A 22,114-nucleotide genomic window follows, 5' to 3' on the forward strand; every position below is an offset into this window, starting at 1 on the left:
CTCCGACTCTAGGCCGCGTCAACCAGCGGCCTCGCGGCCAGTGCGGGTCCGCGCTTGATCGTCCGCCACCGGCCACACGGGCTCGTTCGACAGGTGTCCGACGAGGGTGTCGCTGATGTCCCGCAGCGCGGCCACCTGCTCCGGGGAGAGCGCGTCGAACAGCCCGCGCCGCACCGACTCGACGTGCCGGGGGGCGGCCTCCCGCAGGCCGGCCATGCCGGCGTCGGTGAGCTCGGCGAGCGCGCCGCGCTTGTCGTGCTCACAGGGCCTGCGGCGCACCCAGCCGTTCTCCTCGAGCCGCGCCACCGCGTGCGAGATGCGGCTGCGCGACGACAGCGAGGTGCTGGCGAGGTCGCTCATCCGCAGGGTGCGTCCGGGGGCCTCGGACAGGCGCACGAGGATCTCGTAGTAGGCGTGCGGCAGGCCGGAGTCCTGCTGCAGCTGCCGCTCGATCCCGTCGAAGAACAGCCGGGTGGCGGTCAGGAAGCTGCGCCACGTCTTCTGCTCGTGGTCGTCGAGCCATCGTGTGTCGGACACCACACCTCCGGAATAGTTGAGCGCTCAGGTGCCTTTGGCTAGTATCACTCTCAACAACTGAGAGTTCAACTAACTCGGGAGATCCGGATGACCAGCGCAGCCACGACCTCGATCCCCGGCTACATCGCGGGAACCTGGGACATCGACACCAGCCACTCCGACGTTTCCTTCACGGTCCGTCACATGATGGTCAGCAAGGTACGCGGTCGCTTCGGCGCGTTCTCCGGCGAGATCGTCACCGGCGAGAACCTCGCCGACTCCTCGGTCACCGCGACGATCGACGCCACGTCGATCGACACGAACAACGAGCAGCGCGACGGGCACATCCGCTCGGCCGACTTCTTCGACGTCGAGAACCACCCGCAGTGGTCCTTCCGCTCCACCGCGGTGCGGGCCGACGGCGAGGACCTCGCGGTCGACGGCGAGCTCACGATCAAGGGCGTGACCCGGCCGGTGACGCTCGCGCTCGAGGTGAACGGCTTCGGCCCGGACGCGTGGGGCGGCACCCGCGCCGGCTTCTCCGCGTCCACCACCATCGACCGCAACGACTTCGGCGTCGACATCAAGATGCCGCTCGACGGCGGCGGCGTGGTCGTCAGCGACAAGGTCCAGATCCACCTCGAGATCGAGGCCGTGCTGCGCCAGGCGTGAGCCACGCGTGAACAACGGCCCGGCCCACCTCCCGTGGGGGCCGGGCCGTTCCGCGCTCAGGAGACGTCGAGCCACCGCGCCTGTTCCGGCAGTGCGGGCCTCGCCAGCGCCGGATCCGTGAGCGCGGAGACGAACGCCGCGGCGATGGGCGAGAGCGGGCGCGCCGCGGCCCGCACCACGGCCATGGTGCGGTGCGCGGCCGGCTCGTCGAGCACGACGTGGCGCACCCCGGCGAACCCCATCAGCGGGAGCACCAGCCCCGGCACCACCGACACACCCAGGTCGGCGGCCACCAGGCCCGCCACGGCGGCGATGTTGCGCGCCGCCACCACCTGGCGCGGAACCACGCCCGCCGCGGAGAGGGACGCGTCGACGTGCTGGCGGATGCTCGTGGTGCGGTCGAAGGCGATGAACGCCTCCCCCGCGAGCTCGTTCCACCCCAGGACCCGCCTGCCGGCGAACCGGTGGGCCGGCGGTACGACGCAGCAGAACCGGTCGGTGGCGACCGGTGTGACCGCGAGATCGGCGAGCGGGTCCGGTGCGGCCGAGACCACCGTGACGGCGAGGTCGACCACGCCACCGCGGACCCGTTCGAGGACCTCGCCGGACAGCGCGTCCTCGATGACGAGCTCGACCTGCGGGTGTTCGGCGCGGAACGCCGAGACCACCCCGGGCAGCAGGATCGCCGCGAGGGAGGGCAGCGTGGCGATGCGCACCCTGCCCGTGCGGCCCGCGAGGTAGCCCTCGACGTGCCGCAGCTCGGCCTCCACCGCGTCGACGGCGCGCCGGGCCGCGGCCACGACCTCCCGCCCGGCGGGCGTCGGCTCGAGCCGCCGCGTGGTCCGTTCGAAGAGCGGCGTGCCCAGCCGCCGCTCCACCTCGGCCACCGTGCGACTGAGGGAGGACTGCGCCACGAGCAGGTCCCTGGCCGCCGCGGTGAAGCCGCCTGCCTCGTGCACCGCCGCGATCACGCGGAGCTGCTGCAACGTCAGATCCGTGCGCACACTCATGACTCTAGGGCATGAATCTATCGAGAACCGGTGTTTGACGTGCATGGCCGGCGTCCCGGAGGGTGGCCGCAGTCGACGCCGGAGGTCAACGATGCTCGCCGCGACCGGTTTCCTCACGATCGCCGCCTTCCTGGTGGCGGTGCTGTCCCAGCGCGTGTCGGTGTTCATCGCGCTCACCGTGCTGCCGCTGCTCGCGGCGGTCGTGGTGGGCGCGGGTGGCCGGCTCGGCGAGCTCGTGCTCGACGGCTTCGAGACCGTGGCCCCGGTCGCGATCATGATCACGTTCGCGGTGCTCTACTTCTGCCTCATGATCGATGCGGGCCTCTTCGACCCCGCGGTGCGCCGGGTCGTCCGGTGGGCGGGCGGCGACCCGCTGAAGATCACCGTCGGCACGGCGGTGCTCACGCTCCTCGTGGCGCTCGACGGCGACGGCGCGTCCACGTTCCTGATCATGGTGTCCGCGATGCTGCCGATCTACCGGCGGCTCGGCATGCGGCCCCTCGTCCTCACCGCGGTGATCTGCCTCGGCGCCGGCGTGATGAACATGGTCCCGTGGGGTGGCCCCACCGCACGGGCGATGGCCGCGCTCGGCCTGGACAGCGGCGACGTCTTCGTGCCGGTGCTGCCGGCGATGGGAGCCGGCATCCTGTGGGTGCTGGTGGCAGCGGTGCTGATCGGGCGCGCGGAGCGCAGGCGGATCGGCACGGTGACCGAGCCCGGTGTCCCGGTGCCGGCCGACGCGCCGGGGGCCGCACAGGCGCCCGCCGCGCCCCGCCCGACGGCGGACCGCGTGCGGTTCTGGCTCAACGTCGTGCTCACCGTCGCGCTCGTGGTGGTCCTGCTGGCCCAGCTCGCGGAGCTGCCGGTCGTCTTCGTGGTGGCGTTCGTGCTGGCGCTGCTGGTGAACCGGCCCGGCTGGGAGGCGCAGAAGGACCTGTTCACCCGGCACGGCCACAGCGTCGTGCTCGTCACCACGATGATCTTCGCGGCGGGCGTGTTCACGGGGGTGCTGGGCGGCACCGGGATGATCGAGGCGATGGCCCGGGCGATCGTCGGCCTCGTGCCCGCAGGCGCGGGCGGCGCCCTCCCCACGCTCGTGGCCGTGACCAGCATGCCGCTCAGCCTCGTGTTCACGCCCGACGCCTACTACTTCGGCGTGCTCCCGGTGCTCGCGGAGACGACGGCCGCGCTGGGCGGCGACCCCGCCGAGGTGGCGCGCGCCGCCGTCCTGGGCCAGATGACCACCGGGTTCCCGCTCAGCCCGCTCACGGCCTCCACGTTCATCCTCGTCGGGATGGCGGGGGTGCAGCTGGGCGCGCACCAGCGGTTCGTGTTCGGGTGGGCGTTCGGCACGACGCTCGTCATGACGGCGGTCGCGCTCGCCACCGGGGCGATCGCATGAGGAGCGTCCGGATCGGCGCAGGCGCCGGGTTCGCGGGCGACCGGCTCGAACCCGCCGTCGAGCTGGCCGAGCGGGCCGGGCTCGCCGACATCGTGCTCGAGTGCCTGGCCGAGCGCACGATCGCGCTGGGGCAGGGGCGGCGGCTCGCCGATCCGGCCACCGGCCACGACCCGCGGCTACCGGCCCGGTTCGAGCGGCTGCTGCCGGTCGCGCTCGCCCACGGCGTGCGGGTGATCACGAACATGGGCGCGGCCAACCCGCTCCAGGCCGGTCGCGTCACGCGCGACCTGCTGGCCCGGCTCAGCTCGACCGCGAGGGTCGGCGTCGTCACCGGCGACGACGTCCTCGACCGGCTCGACCTCGACGCGCCCGCCGAGGACGGCAGGCCGCTGCGCGCCCACGGCGAGGTGGTCTCCGCCAACGCCTACCTCGGCGCCGACGCCGTGCTGCCCGCCCTCGACGCGGGGTCCGACGTCGTGGTCACGGGGCGGGTCGCCGACTCGTCGCTCTTCCTGGCGCCGCTCGCCCACCGGCTCGGGTTCGACCTCGCCGACCCGCGCGTCGCCGCCGCCGGCACGCTCGTCGGGCACCTGCTCGAATGCGCGGGCCAGCTCACCGGCGGCTACTTCGCCGACCCGGGCGTCAAGGACGTGCCGGGGCTCGCCGACCTGGGCTTCCCCTACGCGGACGTCGCCGCCGACGGCACGGCGGAGTACGGGAAGCTGCCCGGCACCGGCGGGGTGCTCGACCGGGCCACGGTGCGCGAGCAGCTGCTCTACGAGATCACCGACCCGACCGCGTACCAGACCCCGGACGTGGTGCTCGACCTGCGCCGGGTCACGGTCGAGCAGGTGGGCCCGGACCGGGTGCGGGTCGCGGGCGCGCGCGGGCGCCCGCGCCCGGACCGGCTCAAGGTGAGCGTGGGCTACCGGGCCGGGCACAAGGTGGAGGCGGAGATCTCCTACTCCGGGCCGCGGGCCGACCGGCGCGCCGCGCTCGCCGCCGAGGTCCTGGCCGAGCGGCTCGCAGGTCTCGCGGTCCGCCCGCGGATCGACGTGCTCGGCGTCGCGCCGCCGGACGCCGACGAGCACGCCGAGTGCCGGGTCCGGGTGGCCGCGCTCGCCACCGACCCGGCCATGCTCGACACCGTCGGGCACGAGGTCGAGGCCCTCTACACGAACGGGCCCGCAGGCGGCGGCGGCGTGCGCGTGTTCACCGGCGAGATCATCGGCGTGGTGTCCACGCTCGTCCCCCGCTCCGCCGTGGCGCCCGCCGTCACGATCCTGGGCCCGGATGACGGGGAGGCCGGGGATGCCCATCCGGCTGCATGAGCTCGCCCACTGCCGGGCGGGCGACAAGGGCAACCTCGCCACGCTGTCGGTGATCCCCTACTCGGACGCGGACTACCCGCTGCTCGTCCGCGAGCTCACCGCCGAACGGGTGCGCGCCCAGCTGGCCGGCCACGTCGGCGGCGAGGTGCTCCGCTACGAGCTGCCGCTGCTGCCCGCGCTGCAGTTCGTCTGCACCGGCGTCCTCGACGGCGGGGTGACGACCTCGCTCGCCCTCGACACGCACGGGAAGTCGCTGAGCTCCCGGCTGCTCGCCCTGCGGCTGCCGTCCGAAAGGCGCCAGCTCCCCGGTTGAGCCGCCCCTAGCGTCGAAAGATGCGCATCCGGCATCGCGGACGGGAACCGAAGGTGCACCCCGACGCCCACGTGGCGCCCACGGCCACGGTCGTCGGCAACGTGGAGATCGCCGCACACGCCCGCGCCCGGTGGACCGACCGGATCCGGCGCACCGAGCACGCCACCCGGATCCGGTCGGCGGAGTTCTCCGCCCACCACGACGACGAGGCGGTTCCACAGTCCGGACGAAGGCCATCCAGGGATGCACCCGATTGCTGATCATGAAGGCGAGAGCGTGGGCCTGGTCGGGGTGCAGGTCCAGCTCTTCGCCGGGCTCCGCCATCGCGGCTCCGTTTCCGTCCGGTCGTCGCGATGATCTCATTAGCGGCCGCGGGCGCCGATGTCGGGCAGGCGGGCTAACGTTTCCGGTGTGGGTTACCGGGAGCTCCCGCCGCCGCGTCCGCTGCGCGGCGAGATCGAGTGCGCCTGGACGGCCGGGGTCGCCGCCGGGTCACCCGCCGAGTCGCTCGACGTGCTGCCCGACGGTTGCATGGACCTGATCTGGACGGGGCAACAGCTGCTCGTCGCCGGGCCCGACACCGGGCCGCACCCGGCGCGCAGGGAGCCCGGCGTCCTGAGCGCGGGCCTGCGCTTCGCACCGGGCAGACTTCCCGCCCTGCTCCGGCTCCCCGCGGCCGAGGTGCGCGACCGGCGGGCGCCGCTGGCCGAGTTGCACCCGGCCCTCGCCCGGCGGGCGCAGGCGCGCCTCGAGCAGGGCGAGCCGCCGCTCCCGGTGCTCCTCGGTCTCACGCTCGCGTTGCCCGGCGAGCCGGCCGAGCGGGCGGTCCGCGCGGTGGCCGCCGAGCTCGCGGCGGGTGCGTCGGCGGCCGCGACCGCGGTCCGGCTCGGGTGGACGGAGCGTTCCCTGCACCGCCGCTGCCTCGCGGCGTTCGGCTACGGGCCGGCGGTGCTGCGGCGGGTGTTGCGGTTCCGCCGCGCCGCCCTGCTGCTCTACGACGGCGTGCCGATCGCCGAGGCCGCCGCCGAGGCGGGCTACGCCGACCAGCCGCACCTGTCCCGGGAGGTGCGGGCGTTGGCCGGGGTCGCGCCGAGCAAGATCTACGCCGGTCAGAGGGGCGCGTAGAGGTCCACCCCGTTGCCGTCCGGGTCGTTCATGCTGGCGTAGCGCTGGCCCCACGGCGCGTCGAACGGCTCCAGCTCGCCGTGGTGACCGGCAGCGGTCAGCTTCGCGTACAGGGCGTCCACCGCGGCGGCGTCCGGGAGCGAGACGGCGAGCCCGATCCGGCCGGCACCGACCGCCGGGCTCCACGAGGGGTGGAACGAGCGCACGGTCTCCTCGGTGTCGAACATCAGCCGCATCCCGCCCCCGAGCGGCACCTCGACGTGCGGCGCGTTCTCGGCGCCGTCGGGCACGGCGAGGCCGAGGGCGCGGTAGAAGGCCAGTGACTTCGCCAGGTCGGCGGCCACGATCCCGATGGCGTCCAGCTTCGCTTCGATCGTCATGGGCGAGAACGTAGGCGCGGCCCCTCGTCCGGGTCGTGAACGGATCGGACGCGCGCGTGCACGCCCGGGGTGTGGCCGTACGCGCGGCGGAAGACGTCGATGAACGCGCTGGTGGACGACCATCCGCAGGCGTGGGCCACGGTGGTGACCGGGGAGCCCTCGGCCAGCATCCGCAGCGCGTGGTAGAGCCGCAGCTGGGTGCGCCACTGCGGGAAGGTCATGCCGAGGTCGCTGCGGAACAGGCGCGTGAGCGTGCGCTCGCCCACCCCGACCGCGGCGCCGAGCGCGGCGAGGGTACGCGGGTCGGCGGGGTCGCGGCGCAGCGTGGCGCACACGGCGGCCAGCCGGGGGTCGGTGGGCTCGGGAAGGTGCACCGGCCGTTGGGGGGACGCGCGCAGCTCGTCGAGCAGCACGGCGTTCAGCCGGCGCCGTTCGGGCGTGTCGTCGTGCGGGCCGCGCGTCCAGGCGCGTATCAGCTCGCGCAGGAGCGGGCTCACTTCCAGCACGGTGGGGCGGTCGAGGCCGAGCGGGTTGACCGATGCCGGCACGCCCAGCATGTGGAGGTCGAGATCGCCGTACGCGCGGTGGGCGTGCACGGTGCCCGCCGGGACCCAGATCGCGCGGGTGCCGGGGGCGAACCAGGTGCCGGCGTCGGTGGTGATGGCCAGCACGCCGGAACCCGCGTAGAGGATCTGGTGGTCGTCGTGCCGGTGCGGGTCGATGGTCTCGCCGCTGGCCAGTGCCCGCCGCCGGGTGGGCGCCACCGGGGTGTGGCGGATGTTCGGCATACGTTGGCATCTTATCGGAAGCGGGACAAGCTGCGCCGCGACGACGATCACGATGTGACCCGCCAGCTCGCCACCCGCGCCGGAGGACCGATCACCCTCCTGGCCGCCGGACACGCCTGTGTCGACGTGTACCAGGGCGCCATCGCCGCGCTCGTGCCGTTCTTCGTGGCCGAACGCGCCTACACCTACGCCGCGGCGGCCGGTCTCGTCCTCGCCGCGTCGCTGCTGTCGTCCGTGGTGCAGCCCGTCTTCGGCGCGCTCACCGACCGGTGGCCGATGCCCTGGCTGCTGCCGGTGAGCACGCTCGTCGGCGGCGTCGGCGTCGCGCTCTGCGGGGTCGCCGACTCCTACCCCCTGACCCTCGCGTTCGTCGCCCTCTCCGGCATCGGGGTCGCGGCCTTCCACCCCGAGTCCGCCCGCGCCGCGCGGGCCGCGAGCGCCGGGAGCCACACCGCGATGAGCTGGTTCTCCCTCGGCGGCAACCTCGGCTTCGCCACCGCACCGGTCATGGTCGCCACGGTGGTCACCCTCGGCGGCCTGCGCGCCTCGCCGGTGCTGCTCGTGCCCGCCGTACTGGGCAGCGCGCTCTGCCTCGCCGCCGTGCGCGCCATCGCGGAACCGCGGCGCGCCGGCGGCCGCACCGCTGCCGCCGCCGGCACGGACGACTGGCCGTCGTTCGGCAGGCTGTCCGGCTCGATCGTGTGCCGTTCGATCGTCTTCGTGGGGCTCTCCGCGTTCGTCTCCCTCTACGCGGCGGATCGCAGCGGCGGCGGTGACGTCGCGGGCACCGCCGCGTTGTTCGTGCTGTACCTCGGCGGCGCCGTCGGCACCGTGCTCGGTGGGACGCTCGCCAGCCGCTTCGGCCGCGTCGCGGTCGTGCGCTGGTCCAACGCCCTCGCCGTGCTCGCGGTGGCGGGGGTGGTGTTCGTCCCGGGCCCGCTCATGCTCATCTGCGTGGCCCTCACCTCGGCCTGCCTCTACGTGCCGTTCTCGCTCAGCATCACCCTGGGCCAGGACTACCTGCCCCGGCGCGTCGGCACCGCCAGCGGGGTGACCCTCGGCCTCACGGTCAGCGTCGGCGGCATCGCCAGCCCGCTCATCGGCGCCGTCGCCGACCACACCTCCCTGCAGGTGGCGCTCACCCCGCTGATCGCGCTGCCCGCCGTGAGCTGGCTGCTGCTGCGCGCGCTGCGGGAGCCGGCACCCCTCTGAACGAACGGCACCCTCGTCCGGACCTGCCGGACGAGGGTGCCGTTCGTGCGGGTGCTACAGGTACTGACCGGTGTTCGACGCCGTGTCGATCGCCCGGCCCGTCTCCGCGTTCTTCCCGGTGACCAGGGTGCGGATGTAGACGATCCGCTCCCCCTTCTTCCCGGAGATGCGCGCCCAGTCGTCGGGGTTGGTGGTGTTGGGCAGGTCCTCGTTCTCGGCGAACTCGTCGACGATCGCGTCCAGCAGGTGCTGCACGCGCAGCCCCGGCTGGCCGGTCTCGAGCACCGACTTGATCGCGGCCTTCTTCGACCGGTCGACGATGTTCTGGATCATCGCGCCGGAGTTGAAGTCCTTGAAGTAGAGCGTCTCCTTGTCGCCGTTGGCGTAGGTGACCTCGAGGAACCGGTTCTCCTCCGTCTCGTCGTACATCCGCTCGACGATCCGCTGGATCATCGCATCGATGCAGGCCTTGCGGCTGCCCCCGAACTCGGCCAGGTCGTCGGCGTGGATCGGCAGGGTCTCGGTGATGTACTTGGAGAAGATGTCCTGCGCCGCCTCGGCGTCCGGCCGCTCGATCTTGATCTTCACGTCCAGCCGGCCCGGCCGCAGGATCGCGGGGTCGATCATGTCCTCGCGGTTGGACGCGCCGATGACGATGACGTTCTCCAGGCCCTCGACACCGTCGATCTCCGCCAGCAGCTGAGGCACGATCGTGGTCTCGACGTCGGAGGACACGCCCGACCCGCGGGTGCGGAAGATCGAGTCCATCTCGTCGAAGAACACGATCACCGGGGTGCCGGCCGACGCCTTCTCCCTGGCCCGCTGGAAGATCAGCCGGATGTGCCGCTCGGTCTCGCCGACGAACTTGTTGAGCAGCTCAGGGCCCTTGATGTTGAGGAAGAACGCCCGGCCCTCGTCGGGGTTGTCGCCGCGGACGGCCGCGACCTTCTTGGCCAGCGAGTTGGCCACGGCCTTCGCGATGAGCGTCTTGCCGCAGCCGGGCGGGCCGTACAGGAGCACGCCCTTGGGCGGGCGCAGCTCGTACTCCTTGAACAGCTCCGCGTGCAGGAACGGCAGCTCCACGGCGTCGCGGATCTGCTCGATCTGCCGGAACAGACCACCGATGTCCTCGTACTCGACGTCGGGCACCTCCTCCAGCACGAGGTCCTCGACCTCGGCCTTGGGCACCCGCTCGTAGGCGTAGCCGGCCTTGGTGTCGACCAGGAGGGAGTCGCCGGGCTTGAGCGCGACGCCGTCGGGGTCGTCCGGGCCGGGGAACAGCGGAGCGGCGAGCCACACCACCCGCTCCTCGTCGGCGTGCCCGACCACGAGCGCGCGGCCCGCGAGGCCGTCCTCGGTGGGCTCGGAGAGCACCTCGCGCAGCCCGCAGACCTCACCGATGCGCTCGTAGTCGCCGGCCTCGACGACGGTGAGCGCCTCGTTGAGCCGCACGGTCTGCCCGCTGCGCAGGTCCGACGTGTCGACCGCCGGTGAGACGGCGACGCGCATGCGCCGCCCTGAGGTGAAGACGTCGACCGTCTCGTCGGGGTACCGAGCGAGGAAGACGCCATAGCCGCTCGGTGGCTGCGCCAGCCGGTCGACCTCCTCGCGGAGGGCCACGAGCTGGCCGCGGGCCTCCTTGAGGGTCTCGGTGAGCTTCTCGTTGCGGGCCGAGAGCTGCGCGAGCCGGCTCGCCGACTCGGCCAGGCGCTGCTCGAGGACGCGCGCGTGCCGCGGGGACTCGGTGAGCTTGCGGCGGAGCAGGGCGACTTCCTCTTCGAGGAAGCGGATCTGCGCGGCGGCCTCGGCGGGGCTCAGCTCGCCGCGATCACCTGGTTCCCGCCTGCCGGGACCGTCGTAGGGGTTCACGGCATCCTCCCTCCGTGTTCCGTTTCCATACGGTACCTGCCAATGGGCGGTCTCCACCTTGTGGCAAACCGGTGATCCACCACTCAACCGGACGGCACCTTGACGCCGGGCGATCGTCCTGGTCCGGTCACCGGCGGGACGCGTGCCGTTGAGCCAGTCGGATTCACCGGCTGGTCGGTCTGCGCTGCGGCCGGGGTGGAACGACACCCTCCGCGAGCCGGCGTGCCGTCACGAGGAACGCGGTGTGGCCCTGCATGCGGTGCTCCGGGCGCACGGCGAGGCCCACGACGTGCCACGGGCGCATGAGCGTTTCCCACGCCTGCGGCTCGGTCCAGCACTGCTGCGAGCGCAGATCCTCCACGAGCCTGGACAGCTGGGTGGTCGTCGCGACGTAGCCGACCAGCACCCCGCCCGGAACGAGTGCCTTCGCCACGGTGTCGAGGTGCTCCCACGGTGCGAGCATGTCCAGCACCACCCGGTCGAAGCACCCGGGCGGCTCCTGCTCGGCCAGCGCGGCGAGGTCGGCCACCCGGAGGCACCAGTGCGGCGGCAGCTCGCCGAAGAACTGGCGGACGTTGCGTTCGGCGTGCTCGGCGTGGTCGGCGCGCACCTCGTAGGACACGACCCGGCCCTCGGGCCCGACGGCCTGCAGCAGCGAGCAGGCGAGCGCACCGGACCCGGCGCCCGCCTCCAGCACGCGCGCGCCGGGGAACACATCGCCCCACATCAGGATCTGCGCCGCGTCCTTCGGGTAGATCACCTGGGCGCCGCGGGGCATCGACAGCACGTAGTCGGCCAGGCGGGGCCGCAGGGCCAGGTACGGCGTGCCCACCGGGGAGACGATCAGGCTGCCCTCCGGCTTGCCGATCAGGTCGTCGTGGGCCAGCCCGCCGCGGTGCGTGTGGTACTCGGCGCCGGCCTGCAGGGTGATCGAGTAGTGCCGCCCCTTCGGGTCGGTGAGCTGCACCCGGTCCCCCGCGCGGAACGGGCCGCCGCGGGCGGGCAGCTCGGCCGGCTCGCTGTGGTCGACTGTCTCGGCCGGTCGAGATTCGGACACGAGGCGTAACGCTAACGGTCTCCCCCGCGGAGCCGTCACGCGCGGTCGGCCGCGGCGCCGCCGCATCCACGAATCGATGCGAATCGCGTCCCGGGCGCCCCGCCACGGAGCTCACGGTGATGTCGCAACGATCGAGGCTGCCGGACCGTCCGAGATCGGCCCCGCGGCCCCCGGCGACGGCCCCGACACGGATGGTGCAACGATCACCGCGCGTTGGGCCGATCGGGTCGGCCGGGTCACGCGCTAGTCCATCCGATCGAGTACTGCTTCTTCGACCGTCTCCTCGGCCGCCTCCGGCCAGCCGGGGTATTCGGGCGGCGTGCCGTCCCAGGCGGGGCAGAGCGCCTTGTGGCTGCACCAGTCGCACATGCGGGTGCGGTTGGGGCGGAAGTCGCCCGTCTCCCCCGCCGTGCGGATGGCCAGCCAGATGGCCTCGAGGGTGCGTTCGAAGCGGCGCAGCTCGGGCTCGTCGGGCTCGTAGGTGAGGTGCTCGGAGTCGGCGAGGTAGAGCAGGCGCAGCTGGCTGGGCACCACCCCGCGCTCCTGCAGGAGCGCGAGCGCGTAGAACTTCATCTGGAACAGCGCCGCGACCTCGCCTGCCTCCCGGGGCGCCGCACCGGTCTTGTAGTCGACCACCCGCATCTCGCCGGTGGGGGCGACGTCGAGGCGGTCGATGTAGCCGCGCAGCAGCAGGCCCGAGGCCAGCTCCGTCTCGACGAGCAGCTCGCGGGCGGCGGGTTCGAGCCGGCGTGGGTCCTCGAGCCGGAAGTACGCCTCCACCAGGTCGGCCGCGGACTCCAGCCACACCGGCAGCTCGGGGTCCTCCGCGCCCTCGAACAGCTGCCCGACCAGCTCGGGCAGCGCGGCGCACAGCTCCGCCCAGGCCGGGCCGACGAGCGCACGGGCCGCCTCGGCGGATCGCCCGGACGCCGGGACGTCGAACAGCCGCTCCAGCACCGCGTGCACCAGGGTGCCCCGGATCTGGGCGCGGGACGGACGCTCGGGCAGGCGGTCGATGGCGCGGAAGCGGTACAGCAGCGGGCACTGCTTGAAGTCGCCCGCCCGCGACGGCGACAGGGCCGGCCGACGGCGCGGAGCAGCCTCCACCGCCGTGCCCGCGAGCTCCGCGCCCGCAGTCTCTGTGCCCGCCGTATCCGTCACGCTCCGCAGCGTAGGCGACAGCTCTGACACTCCCGGGCGGTGCGGTCGGTGCTTCCGGGGCTGCTCTAGGTTCATGCCGGTGAAGACGATCCGCACCGCCGTGGCCGCTGCCGCGCTCACCGCCGCCCTCGCCGGGTGCGGCAGTCCGGTGGCCGGGACGCCCGCAGCACAGCCCGCCCCGCCACCGCCGCCGGCCCCGACGACACCGCCTCCCGACCCGGCCGCCGACCGGCAGGCGATCGAGACCGTGTTCCACGACTACTACCGCGCACTGCGTGCCCGCGACTTCACCGCGGCATGCGGCTACAACGCCCCGGAGACCACCAGCAGGCTGCTCGCCGACCTGCACGCCCGCGGGGTCGAGGCCGCGACGTGCGAGGAGGGCATGACCGCGGTGTACGCCATCCCGGAGAACGCGCGGATCGTCGAGCAGGCCGGCAAGAACGCCACGATCAAGAAGGTCACCGTGAACGGCGACGAGGCCACCCTCGACTGGACCTCGAAGGTGGACGGCAAGACCGGCCCGGGCACCACGCACCTGCGCCGCGTCGACGGCCGGTGGCTGCTGTCCGGCACGGGGGCGGCCGCCCCGACCAACCCCGGCAGGGGAACGTGAGCGAGCTCGAACCGTTCTACCGGCCGCTCGACGGGCCGGACGGCGCACGGTTCCACGCCACCACATCGACCGCGGGGCCGTGGTTCCCCGACGCTCAGCACGTGGGCCCGCCGTCGGCGCTGCTGACGCGGGCCCTCGAACGCCTGCCCGACGGTCCGGGCGTCCAGCTCGCGCGCATCACGGTGGAGGTGCTCGGGCCGGTACCCACCGGTGAGGTGCAGGTGGCGGCGGCGGTGGAGCGGCCAGGACGGTCCGTCGAGCTGGTGGCCGCGGAGATGAGCGCGGGCGGCCGCACGGTGCTGCGGGCCCGCGCCTGGCGCGTCACGGCGGGCGACACCGAGGCGGTCGCCGCGGGCGCCGCCGACCCATTGCCACCGCCCGCGGCGGCCACCCTGCAGACGGCCTGGGCGGAGGGGTGGCTCCCCGGGTTCATCGACGCCGTCGAGTGGCGCTGGGTGGCGGGCGGCCCGCCCGGAACGGGCCCGGGCACGGCATGGCTGCGCCAGCGGGTGCCGCTGGTGGAGGGCGAGAAGCCCACCCCGGTGCAACGGCTCATGGTGGCCGCCGACTGCGCAAACGGCGTCGGCGCCCCGCTGGACCTGCGCGAATGGCTCTTCGTCAACACCGAGCTCACCGTCCACCTGCACCGGCCCCCTCTGGGTGAGTGGATCGGCGTGGGCGCCACGACGGTGCTCGGTCCGTCCGGGGCCGGCACGGTGTCCGCGCTCCTCTACGACGAGCAGGGGCACACCGGCCGGAGCGCGCAGGCGCTGATCGTGCGGCCGCGGCGGGCTCAGCTCGCGTAGGGCTGGATCTTCGTGCCGTCGACGGCGCGGCAGGAGCGGATCTCCGAGGTGAGGATGGCGCGCACTCCCAGCTCGGCGAGGTCGTCCATCACCTTGTTCGCCACCGTGCGGCGCACCATCGACCGCACCGCCGACCAGCCGGGCTCGGTGAGCGGGGAGACGGTGGGCGCCTGCATGCCCGGTGTGATCCGCTTGGCGTCCTCGAGCACGTGGTCGGGGCAGTCGTAGTCGAGCATCAGGTACTGCCGCGCGTAGACCACGCCCTGCAGCCGGCCGGTGAACACGACCTTGGCCGCCTTGATCTCCGCCGTCTCCGGGCGGTCCGGGCGCGGCTCCCGCTCGATGAGGGTGGCCTGCGACACCGCGATCGCGTCGTCGAAGGGCATCAGACCGTGCTGGCGCAGCGTGCGCCCGGACGACACGACGTCGGCGATCGCGTCGGCCAGCCCCAGCTGCACGGAGATCTCGACGGCACCGTCGAGCTTGATGATGTCGGCGCGGACCCGGTTGCGCGCGAGGTGGGCGCGCACGAGCCGCGGGTACGAGGTGGCGATCTTCTTGCCCTCGAGGTGCTTGATCGTCCACTGCTCGCCGGTGTCGGTGAGCGGGGGCGCGGCGAAGCGGAACTTGGAGGCCCCGAAACCGAGCTGGATGACGGTCTTGACCTGGCTGCCGGACTCCTCCATGAGGTCGGCGCCGGTGATGCCCAGGTGCAGGTCGCCGGATCCGACGTAGGTGGCGATGTCCTTGGGGCGCAGGTAGAAGAACTCGACCTCGTTCTCCTCGTCCAGCATGCTCAGGTCGCGGGAGTCCGAGCGCTGCCGGTACCCCGCTTCCCGCATCATGGTCGCGGCGGGCTCGGCCAGCGTTCCCTTGTTCGGGAGTGCGACGCGGAGCATGGGACTCTCCTCAAAAGCTACGTGCAGTGCCGTTCAACAGTCACAGTGGTTCAAAGGTACTTGTAGACGTCCTCGAGCGTGATCTTGCGTCCGATCATGAGGACCTGGACCCGGTACAGCAGCTGGGAGATCTCCTCGGCCAGCGCGTCGTCGGCCTCGTGCTCGGCCGCCAGCCAGACTTCCCCGGCCTCTTCGAGCACCTTCTTGCCCTGCTCGTGCACCCCGGCATCGAGCGCGGCCACGGTGCCCGAGCCCGCGGGCCGGTTGGCGGCGCGCTCGGTGAGCTCGGCGTACAGCCCGTCGAAGGTCTTCACGTCGGCATCTCCTCTCCTGGTCAGTGTCATATCTCGTCGAGAGCGACGCGAATCGGACCCCATCCGGTGCTGCGCCCGGTCAGCGCGATGCGCCGGACGGTCTCAAGCCTCGCATCACCGGTGTGGCCGCGGCGAGCGGACCCCGCCGGCGGACGAGCGGTCACGCCACGCGCTCGCTCCGTGCCTGTGCGTAACTGATCTCGACGTCGGCGGGCGCGAGCCCGAGCAGCGAGCCCCGGTGGACGCGCCGCGGCCCGGCCGGCACCTGCACGTCGCAGGGCACGACGAGCACGGCGCAGCCGGCCCGTTCCGCCGCCGTGGCACCGGTCGGCGAGTCCTCCACCGCGAGACAGCTCCCGGGAGCGACGCCGAGCAGCTCGGCCGCCCGCAGGTACGGGTCGGGGTCCGGCTTGCCGCGCGGGACCTCGTCGCCGCACACGGTCACGGTGAAGTGCTCGCGCCCGATGCCGTCGAGGGCCTTCTCGGTGAGCGAGCGCAGGGTGTTGGTGACGAGCGCCGTGGGCCAGCCCGCTTCGCGGACCATCCGCAGGGCGTCGAGGGCGCCCGGCCGCCATTCGAGACCGGCCGCGAACAGCTCGCCGGTCCGGTCGGTCAGGTACTGCGCCGCCTGCGCCATCCGCTCCGGGTCGGCCTCCAGGCCGAGGTCGTCGAACATCAGCGCGAGCGAACGCGCCATGTTCGAGCCGACCATCGCCTCGCGGGCCGCTGCCGACAGCGCGCCGCCGAGCCACCGCGCGGTGTCGGCGAGGGAGACCGTCCAGACCTTCTCGGAGTCGACGAGGGTGCCGTCCATGTCCCACAGGACCGCAGCCGGACCGGACGGGTTAGCCAGCATTGAAGTACTTCGCCTCCGGGTGGTGGGCCACGAGCGCGTCGGTCGACTGCTCGGGATGCAGCTGCAGCTCCTCGGAGAGCTGCACGCCGATCCGGTCGGGTTCGAGCAGCTCCACGATCTTCGTGCGGTCCTCGAGGTTGGGGCAGGCGCCGTAGCCGAGCGAGTACCGGGCACCCCGGTAGCCGAGCTTGAAGAACTCCTCGACGTCGTCCGGGTCCTCCGCGGCCACCGCGCCGCCCGCCGGGAACACCAGCTCCTCCCGGACGCGCCGGTGCCAGTACTCCGCGAGCGCCTCGGTGAGCTGCACGCCGAGGCCGTGCACTTCCAGGTAGTCGCGGTAGGCGTCCTTGGCGAAGAGCTCGTTCGCGTAGTCGGCGATCGGCTGGCCCATCGTCACCAGGTGCAGCGGGAGCACGTCGACCTCGCCCTCGGCGATCGCCCGGTCGCGGGGGCGCCAGAAGTCGGCGAGGCACAGGTACCGATCCCGGCGCTGGCGCGGGAACGTGAACCGGAACCGCTCGTCGGCATCGGGCTTCGGCTCCGCCAGAACCACCAGCGAGTCGCCCTCGGCGACCGCGGGAAAGTACCCGTAGACGACGGCCGCGTGCGCGAGGACCCCCTCGGTGGACAGCCGCTCCAGCCAGTACCGCAGCCGCGGGCGCCCCTCGGTCTCGACGAGGTCCTCGTAGCTGGGGCCGGCCCCGGCCTTCGCGCCGCGCAGCCCCCACTGCCCCAGGAACAGGGCGCGCTCGTCGACCATACCGGCGTAGTCGGCCACGGCGACGCCCTTCACCACGCGGGTGCCCCAGAACGGCGGGGTGGGGATCGGGTTGTCCAGCGCGACGTCCGAGCGGGCGGGCAGCGGGCCCGCCGCCTCCGCCTCCGCCGCCCTGCGCTTGGCGGCGATCCGCTGTGAACGCTCGTGGCGGGCCTTGCGCTCGGCGCGCTTCGCCTCCTCCTCCGGGTCGACGGCCGGCGCCTCACCGCGGGCGCGGGCCATCGTGGCGTCCATCAGCCGCAGGCCCTCGAAGGCGTCGCGGGCGTAGGAGACCCGGCCCTCGTAGACCTCGGTGAGGTCGTTCTCCACGTAGGAGCGGGTCAGCGCGGCGCCCCCGAGCAGCACCGGGAGCGTCTTCGCCAGCCCGCGGGCGTTCATCTCCTGCAGGTTCTCCTTCATCACCACCGTGGACTTGACCAGGAGCCCGGACATGCCGACGGCATGGGCCCGGTGCTCCTCGGCGGCGGATAGGATCGTGGAGATCGGTTGCTTGATGCCCAGGTTCACGACCGTGTAGCCGTTGTTGGTGAGGATGATGTCCACGAGGTTCTTGCCGATGTCGTGGACATCGCCCTTCACGGTGGCGAGCACGATCGTGCCCTTGCCGTCGGAGTCGGTCTTCTCCATGTGGGGCTCGAGATGGGCCACCGCGGCCTTCATCACCTCGGCCGAGGCGAGCACGAACGGCAGCTGCATCTGCCCGGAGCCGAACAGCTCGCCGACGGTCTTCATCCCGGAGAGCAGCGTGTCGTTGATGATCTCCAGCGCGGGCCGTTCCTCCAGCGCCGCGTCGAGGTCGGCCTCCAGGCCGTTGCGCTCCCCGTCGACGATCCGCCGCTCCAGGCGTTCGAACAGCGGGAGCGCGGCCAGCTCCTCGGCGCGCCCGGCCCTGGCCGAGCTCGCGGTGACCCCTTCGAACAGCTCCATGAACCTGTTCAGCGGGTCGTAGCCGGGGCGGCGGCGGTCGTAGACCAGGTCGAGGGCCACCGACCGCTGCTCGTCGGGGATCTTCGACATCGGCAGGATCTTGGCCGCCGAGACGATCGCGGTGTCGAGGCCGGCGTTCACGGCCTCGTGCAGGAACACCGAGTTCAGCACCTGGCGGGCCGCGGCGTTCAGCCCGAAGGAGATGTTGGAGACGCCCAGCGTGGTCTGCACGTCCGGGTAGCGGCGCTTGAGCTCCCGGATGGCCTCGATCGTCTCCAGGCCGTCGCGGCGCACCTCCTCCTGCCCGGTGGTGATCGGGAAGGTGAGCGTGTCGACCACGATGTCCTCGACGTGCATCCCGTGGTTCTCGGTGAGGTCGCGGATCAGCCGCTCGGCCACCCGCACCTTCCAGTCCGCGGTGCGGGCCTGCCCCTGCTCGTCGATGCACAGCGCGACCACCGCGCAGCCGTGCTCGCGGACCAGTTCCATCGCGCGCTGGAACCGCGACCCGGGACCGTCGCCGTCCTCGTAGTTGACCGAGTTGATGATGCAGCGGCCGCCGAGGCGCTCCAGACCTGCGCGCAGCACGGCGGGCTCGGTGGAGTCGAGCATGATCGGCAGCGTGGAGGCCGTGGCCAGCCGGCCTGCGAGCTCGGCCATGTCGGCCACGCCGTCGCGGCCGACGTAGTCGACGCACAGGTCGATCAGGTGCGCGCCGTCGCGGGTCTGCTCGCGGGCGATGGCGACGCAGTCCTCCCATGCCTCGGCGAGCATCGCCTCGCGGAACTTCTTGGAGCCGTTGGCGTTGGTGCGCTCGCCGACCATGAGCACGGACGTGTCCTGCCGGAACGGCACCGCGGCGTAGAGGGAGGCGACGCCCGGCTCCGGGCGTGGGGTGCGCGGTGCGGGCCGGACGTCCCGCACGGCCGCGGCGACGGTGCTGACGTGCTCGGGTGTGGTGCCGCAGCACCCGCCCACCAGCCGCAGCCCGTAGTCGCGCACGAAGGTGGCGAGCGCCTCGGCGAGCTCGTCCGGCGTGAGCGGGTACTCCGCGCCGTTCGGGCCGAGCTGCGGCAGGCCCGCGTTGGGCATCACCGAGAGCGGGATCCGCGCGTGCTTGGAGAGCGTGCGCAGGTGCTCGCTCATCTCGGCCGGGCCGGTGGCGCAGTTCAGCCCGATGACGTCGACGCCCAGCGGCTCGATCGCCGCCAGTGCCGCACCGATCTCGCTGCCGAGCAGCATCGTGCCGGTGGTCTCCACCGTGACCTGGGTGATCAGCGGGATGCGCCGGCCCTCCGCGGCCATCGCGCGCTGCATCCCGTGCACGGCGGCCTTCACCTGCAGCAGGTCCTGGCAGGTCTCCACGATGAACGCGTCGGCCCCGCCGGCCAGCAGCCCGCGACCGCACTCGGTGTAGGCGTCGCGGAGCCGGGCGAAGGTCTCGTGCCCGAGCGTGGGCAGCTTGGTGCCCGGCCCGACCGAGCCGAGCACGAACCGCGGCCGCTCCGGCGTGGACAGCTCGTCGGCGACCTCCCGGGCCAGCGCCGCCCCCTTCTCCGCCAGCTCGCGGATCCGGTCGGCGATGCCGTACTCGGCGAGGTTGGGCAGGTTGGCCCCGAACGTGTTGGTCTCGACCGCGTCGGCGCCCGCCTCCAGGTACGCGCGGTGGATGTGGCGGACAACGTCGGGCCGGGTGTCGTTCAGGATCTCGTTGCAGCCCTCGAGCCCGGCGAAGTCGTCCAGCACCAGGTCGGCTGCCTGCAACATCGTGCCCATGGCGCCGTCGGCGAGCACGACGCGCTCTCCGAGCGCGTCGAGGAACGTCGAATCGAGATCGGAGCGCACCCGCCCACGGTAGCCGCCGCGGGGGATGGACCGGTCGGGGAGCGCGGCTAGCCGTAGGCTGGACGGATGACCGACCGCGATCCGCGAACCGGAGCGTCGGGCGACCTGCCGCGTCTGGTCGAGCCGGTGATGATCGCCGCCTTCGAGGGGTGGAACGACGCAGGAGAGGCCGCCAGCACCGCGCTGGAGCACCTCGAGCTCAGCTGGGACGCCACCCCGCTGGCCTCGATCGACCCCGAGGAGTACTACGACTTCCAGGTCACTCGCCCGCACGTCCGGCTGGCCGACGGGGTCACCCGGAAGATCGAGTGGCAGACCACCCGGCTGTCGGTGGCCAAGCTACCCGGCACCGAGCGGCACGTCGTGCTCGTCAACGGCATCGAGCCGAACCTGCGCTGGCGCGGATTCTGCCGCGAGCTCCTCGGTTACGTGGAGGGGCTGGGCGTGACGAAGGTCATCACCCTGGGTGCGCTGCTCACCGACACCCCGCACACCCGGCCCACCCCCGTCAGCGGCATCTCCTACGACAAGTCCTCCGCAGGCGAGCTCCGGGTGGAGCCGTCGAGCTACCAGGGCCCCACCGGGATCGTCGGCGTGTTCCAGAACGCGTGCGTCGAGGCAGGCATCCCGGCCGTGTCGTTCTGGGCCTCCGTACCGCACTACGTCTCGCAGGCCCGCGTGCCCAAGGCCGCCGTCGCCCTGCTGCACCGCGTGGAGGAGATCCTCGACGTCGAGGTGCCGCTCGGCGCGCTGCCCGAGCAGGCCGAGGAGTGGGAGCGCACCGTCTCGGAGATGGCCGAGGCCGACGACGAGGTGCGTGAGTACGTGCGACAGCTCGAGGAGCAGGCCGAGGCCGAGGGCGACGCGCTGCCCGAGGCCGACGGGGACGCGATCGCCGCCGACTTCGAGCGGTACCTGCGCCGCCGTGGCACGGGGGGCTCGGGCAACTGATCCCCGCGGAGATTGCAGCCAAGCCGCTGTCGAGCCACTGGCGCCGGTCCGCCTGCTACGCGACGGCGCTCAGCCGCCAGACACACATGGCACGCAACCAGGTGGCATGAAAGTGGCGTTCCTGCAATCCCGCGCCGGTGCCGCGCTCGCCCGGGCGGGGCTCTACGCCGGGGCGTTCCTCGGGCCGTTCGGGGCCGGCATCACCGTCGCGATGCTGCCCGAGCTCGGGACGTCGTACGGCGTCACGCCCGGCACGGCGTCGCTGTCGGTCACGGCCTACTTCCTGCCGTTCGCGGCCGTCATGCTCTTCTCCGGTGCCCTCGGCGAGCGCTGGGGGCGGCGCCGCACGGTCGTCGTCGGTTACGCCGGCTACGTGCTCGCGTCGGTGGCGTGCATCCTCGCCACGACGTTCACGCTGTTCCTCGCGGCGAGGGCGCTGCAGGGCGTCGCCAACGCGTTCACCACGCCGCTGCTGCTCTCCGCGCTCGGGGCGGCGGCGCCGCCGAACCGGCTGGGCCGCGCTCTCGGCTGGTTCGGATCGTTGCAGGCGGCGGGGCAGACGTCGGCGCCGCTGTTCGGTGGCCTCGCCGCCGAGGCCGACTGGCGGTTCGCGTTCGCCGGGGTCGCGGTCGTCGCGGGCGGACTCGCGCTGATCGGCATCCCCGCGGACCCCGCGGCCGACGGCGCGCGGCGGGAACGGCTGGCCACCGCGTTGCGCGCGGCACTGCGCCCGGCGGTCCTGCGCATCGGACTGGCCTCCGCCCTGGGATGGGGCTGTCTCACCGGCCTGAGCTTCATGGTCGCGCTGCGGCTCGAGGAGGGGTTCGGCGTCGGCTCCGGACCGCGCGGGCTGGTGCTCACCGTGGCCGGGGTGGCCGGGCTGCTCACCGCCCGGCTCGTCGGCGGCAGCGTCGACCGGATCGGGCGGCGCCGCAGCGTGCTCGTCGGCGTCGGAATCGGCGCACTCGTCGTCGTCGGCGTGGGCGCGCTGCCCGCCGTGTGGATGGTCGCCGTCGCGTGGGCGCTCGGCGGGATCGCCACCCAGCTCCTGCTCGTCGGCGTCAACGCGATGGTGCTGGGCTCCGAGCTGGGCAGCGGAGGGGCGGTCTCGGTCGTGCAGTCGCTGCGCTTCGGCGGCGGCGCCCTGAGCCCGGTGGCGTTCACGCCGCTGTACCACGCCGACCCGCTCGCCGGCTTCCTGGTGCCGGCGGCGCTGCTGGTCACGGCGATCCCGGCGCTCCTCCCCCGAAAGCCCCACTGAGCGTCAGCAAAGTGGCTTTGCTGAC

At 73.1% G+C, this 22,114-nt stretch carries 22 protein-coding genes; 11 read left to right on the plus strand and 11 right to left on the minus strand.

Annotated elements, in window-relative coordinates; translation table 11 throughout:
• Window positions 1-18: 18 nt before the first annotated feature.
• Window positions 19-537, minus strand: a complete 519-nt coding sequence (locus ABEA81_RS09665; protein ID WP_345604554.1) for a MarR family winged helix-turn-helix transcriptional regulator — start codon at window positions 535-537, stop codon at window positions 19-21.
• 87 nt (window positions 538-624) lie between these two features.
• On the opposite strand from ABEA81_RS09665, the gene ABEA81_RS09670 reads away from it, so the two are divergent.
• Window positions 625-1,188 (plus strand): YceI family protein, encoded by a 564-nt coding sequence (locus ABEA81_RS09670; RefSeq protein ID WP_345604555.1) that lies wholly within the window; start codon window positions 625-627, stop codon window positions 1,186-1,188.
• A 56-nt stretch (window positions 1,189-1,244) separates the two neighbouring features.
• Here the strand turns inward: ABEA81_RS09670 and ABEA81_RS09675 are convergent, their stop codons facing one another.
• The gene (locus ABEA81_RS09675; RefSeq protein ID WP_345604557.1) at window positions 1,245-2,198 is read right to left on the minus strand and encodes a LysR family transcriptional regulator; all 954 of its coding nucleotides are present in this window, start codon (window positions 2,196-2,198) and stop codon (window positions 1,245-1,247) included.
• Window positions 2,199-2,289: 91 nt separating this feature from the next.
• On the opposite strand from ABEA81_RS09675, the gene ABEA81_RS09680 reads away from it, so the two are divergent.
• The 5 genes from ABEA81_RS09680 to ABEA81_RS09700 all read left to right on the plus strand — a co-directional run bounded on the left by ABEA81_RS09680 (window position 2,290) and on the right by ABEA81_RS09700 (window position 6,369).
• Window positions 2,290-3,600, plus strand: coding sequence for a CitMHS family transporter (locus tag ABEA81_RS09680; RefSeq protein ID WP_345604558.1), 1,311 nt, complete (start codon window positions 2,290-2,292; stop codon window positions 3,598-3,600).
• Window positions 3,597-4,931 (plus strand): acyclic terpene utilization AtuA family protein, encoded by a 1,335-nt coding sequence (locus ABEA81_RS09685; RefSeq protein ID WP_345604559.1) that lies wholly within the window; start codon window positions 3,597-3,599, stop codon window positions 4,929-4,931. The genes ABEA81_RS09680 and ABEA81_RS09685 overlap by 4 nt, the downstream gene beginning before the upstream one ends.
• The gene (locus tag ABEA81_RS09690; RefSeq protein WP_345604560.1) at window positions 4,912-5,244 is read left to right on the plus strand and encodes an AtuA-related protein; all 333 of its coding nucleotides are present in this window, start codon (window positions 4,912-4,914) and stop codon (window positions 5,242-5,244) included. Before ABEA81_RS09685 ends, ABEA81_RS09690 begins: the two co-directional genes overlap by 20 nt.
• A gap of 20 nt (window positions 5,245-5,264) precedes the next feature.
• Window positions 5,265-5,504 carry a hypothetical protein gene (locus tag ABEA81_RS09695; RefSeq protein ID WP_345604561.1) on the plus strand — a complete coding sequence of 80 codons (240 nt, stop codon included), beginning with the start codon at window positions 5,265-5,267 and terminating at the stop codon, window positions 5,502-5,504.
• 151 nt (window positions 5,505-5,655) lie between these two features.
• The gene (locus ABEA81_RS09700; protein WP_345604562.1) at window positions 5,656-6,369 is read left to right on the plus strand and encodes a helix-turn-helix domain-containing protein; all 714 of its coding nucleotides are present in this window, start codon (window positions 5,656-5,658) and stop codon (window positions 6,367-6,369) included.
• On the opposite strand, the gene ABEA81_RS09705 is transcribed toward ABEA81_RS09700, so the two are convergent.
• Window positions 6,354-6,749, minus strand: a complete 396-nt coding sequence (locus ABEA81_RS09705) for a VOC family protein (protein WP_345604563.1) — start codon at window positions 6,747-6,749, stop codon at window positions 6,354-6,356. The genes ABEA81_RS09700 and ABEA81_RS09705 overlap by 16 nt on opposite strands.
• Window positions 6,746-7,537: an AraC family transcriptional regulator gene (locus ABEA81_RS09710; RefSeq protein ID WP_345604564.1), complete on the minus strand. Its 792-nt coding sequence runs from the start codon at window positions 7,535-7,537 to the stop codon at window positions 6,746-6,748. Before ABEA81_RS09710 ends, ABEA81_RS09705 begins: the two co-directional genes overlap by 4 nt.
• Window positions 7,538-7,591: 54 nt before the next feature.
• Here ABEA81_RS09710 and ABEA81_RS09715 point away from each other — a divergent pair, with 54 nt between their 5' ends.
• Window positions 7,592-8,749 (plus strand): MFS transporter, encoded by a 1,158-nt coding sequence (locus tag ABEA81_RS09715; RefSeq protein WP_345604565.1) that lies wholly within the window; start codon window positions 7,592-7,594, stop codon window positions 8,747-8,749.
• A 54-nt stretch (window positions 8,750-8,803) separates the two neighbouring features.
• On the opposite strand, the gene arc is transcribed toward ABEA81_RS09715, so the two are convergent.
• The 3 genes from arc to ABEA81_RS09730 form a co-directional block, all read right to left on the minus strand.
• Window positions 8,804-10,567 (minus strand): proteasome ATPase, encoded by a 1,764-nt coding sequence (gene arc, locus ABEA81_RS09720; protein WP_345604758.1) that lies wholly within the window; start codon window positions 10,565-10,567, stop codon window positions 8,804-8,806.
• Window positions 10,568-10,781: 214 nt separating this feature from the next.
• Window positions 10,782-11,624, minus strand: coding sequence for a tRNA (adenine-N1)-methyltransferase (locus tag ABEA81_RS09725; RefSeq protein WP_345604759.1), 843 nt, complete (start codon window positions 11,622-11,624; stop codon window positions 10,782-10,784).
• Between the two features lie 294 nt (window positions 11,625-11,918).
• Window positions 11,919-12,836, minus strand: coding sequence for a RecB family exonuclease (locus tag ABEA81_RS09730; protein ID WP_425570491.1), 918 nt, complete (start codon window positions 12,834-12,836; stop codon window positions 11,919-11,921).
• A gap of 79 nt (window positions 12,837-12,915) precedes the next feature.
• On the opposite strand from ABEA81_RS09730, the gene ABEA81_RS09735 reads away from it, so the two are divergent.
• Together ABEA81_RS09735 and ABEA81_RS09740 are read left to right on the plus strand one after the other, a co-directional pair.
• Window positions 12,916-13,452 carry a nuclear transport factor 2 family protein gene (locus tag ABEA81_RS09735; RefSeq protein WP_345604566.1) on the plus strand — a complete coding sequence of 179 codons (537 nt, stop codon included), beginning with the start codon at window positions 12,916-12,918 and terminating at the stop codon, window positions 13,450-13,452.
• The gene (locus ABEA81_RS09740) at window positions 13,449-14,258 is read left to right on the plus strand and encodes a thioesterase family protein (protein ID WP_345604567.1); all 810 of its coding nucleotides are present in this window, start codon (window positions 13,449-13,451) and stop codon (window positions 14,256-14,258) included. Before ABEA81_RS09735 ends, ABEA81_RS09740 begins: the two co-directional genes overlap by 4 nt.
• Here ABEA81_RS09740 and hisG read toward each other — a convergent pair.
• The 4 genes from hisG to metH all read right to left on the minus strand — a co-directional run bounded on the left by hisG (window position 14,246) and on the right by metH (window position 19,877).
• Window positions 14,246-15,157, minus strand: coding sequence for an ATP phosphoribosyltransferase (gene hisG, locus ABEA81_RS09745; protein ID WP_345604568.1), 912 nt, complete (start codon window positions 15,155-15,157; stop codon window positions 14,246-14,248). The two genes, ABEA81_RS09740 and hisG, sit on opposite strands and share 13 nt — an antisense overlap.
• Window positions 15,158-15,207: 50 nt before the next feature.
• Window positions 15,208-15,471: a phosphoribosyl-ATP diphosphatase gene (locus ABEA81_RS09750; protein ID WP_345604569.1), complete on the minus strand. Its 264-nt coding sequence runs from the start codon at window positions 15,469-15,471 to the stop codon at window positions 15,208-15,210.
• 160 nt (window positions 15,472-15,631) lie between these two features.
• A complete protein-coding gene (locus ABEA81_RS09755; RefSeq protein ID WP_345604570.1) occupies window positions 15,632-16,327 on the minus strand; it encodes an HAD family hydrolase in 696 nt (231 codons plus the stop codon).
• Window positions 16,317-19,877 (minus strand): methionine synthase, encoded by a 3,561-nt coding sequence (gene metH / locus ABEA81_RS09760; protein WP_345604571.1) that lies wholly within the window; start codon window positions 19,875-19,877, stop codon window positions 16,317-16,319. The genes ABEA81_RS09755 and metH overlap by 11 nt, the downstream gene beginning before the upstream one ends.
• Window positions 19,878-19,943: 66 nt before the next feature.
• Here metH and ABEA81_RS09765 point away from each other — a divergent pair, with 66 nt between their 5' ends.
• Together ABEA81_RS09765 and ABEA81_RS09770 are read left to right on the plus strand one after the other, a co-directional pair.
• Entirely contained in the window at window positions 19,944-20,828 is an 885-nt protein-coding gene (locus ABEA81_RS09765) for a PAC2 family protein (protein WP_345604572.1), read from the plus strand.
• A 112-nt stretch (window positions 20,829-20,940) separates the two neighbouring features.
• Window positions 20,941-22,089: an MFS transporter gene (locus ABEA81_RS09770; RefSeq protein WP_345604573.1), complete on the plus strand. Its 1,149-nt coding sequence runs from the start codon at window positions 20,941-20,943 to the stop codon at window positions 22,087-22,089.
• The last annotated feature ends 25 nt before the right edge of the window (window positions 22,090-22,114 follow it).

The sequence above is a fragment of the Pseudonocardia adelaidensis genome (genome assembly GCF_039543345.1).
In the GTDB taxonomy this organism is placed as follows: domain Bacteria; phylum Actinomycetota; class Actinomycetes; order Mycobacteriales; family Pseudonocardiaceae; genus Pseudonocardia; species Pseudonocardia adelaidensis.

Bases quoted from the DNA above. Each gene is read 5' to 3' on its own strand.
- ABEA81_RS09705 (WP_345604563.1), bottom strand. From the start codon at position 6,749: ATGACGATCGAAGCGAAGCTGGACGCCATCGGGATCGTGGCCGCCGAC.
- ABEA81_RS09685 (WP_345604559.1), top strand. From the start codon at position 3,597: ATGAGGAGCGTCCGGATCGGCGCAGGCGCCGGGTTCGCGGGCGACCGG.
- ABEA81_RS09710 (WP_345604564.1), bottom strand. From the start codon at position 7,537: ATGCCGAACATCCGCCACACCCCGGTGGCGCCCACCCGGCGGCGGGCA.
- hisG (WP_345604568.1), bottom strand. From the start codon at position 15,157: ATGCTCCGCGTCGCACTCCCGAACAAGGGAACGCTGGCCGAGCCCGCC.
- ABEA81_RS09680 (WP_345604558.1), top strand. From the start codon at position 2,290: ATGCTCGCCGCGACCGGTTTCCTCACGATCGCCGCCTTCCTGGTGGCG.
- ABEA81_RS09755 (WP_345604570.1), bottom strand. From the start codon at position 16,327: ATGCTGGCTAACCCGTCCGGTCCGGCTGCGGTCCTGTGGGACATGGAC.
- ABEA81_RS09675 (WP_345604557.1), bottom strand. From the start codon at position 2,198: ATGAGTGTGCGCACGGATCTGACGTTGCAGCAGCTCCGCGTGATCGCG.
- ABEA81_RS09690 (WP_345604560.1), top strand. From the start codon at position 4,912: ATGCCCATCCGGCTGCATGAGCTCGCCCACTGCCGGGCGGGCGACAAG.
- ABEA81_RS09670 (WP_345604555.1), top strand. From the start codon at position 625: ATGACCAGCGCAGCCACGACCTCGATCCCCGGCTACATCGCGGGAACC.
- ABEA81_RS09695 (WP_345604561.1), top strand. From the start codon at position 5,265: ATGCGCATCCGGCATCGCGGACGGGAACCGAAGGTGCACCCCGACGCC.
- ABEA81_RS09765 (WP_345604572.1), top strand. From the start codon at position 19,944: ATGACCGACCGCGATCCGCGAACCGGAGCGTCGGGCGACCTGCCGCGT.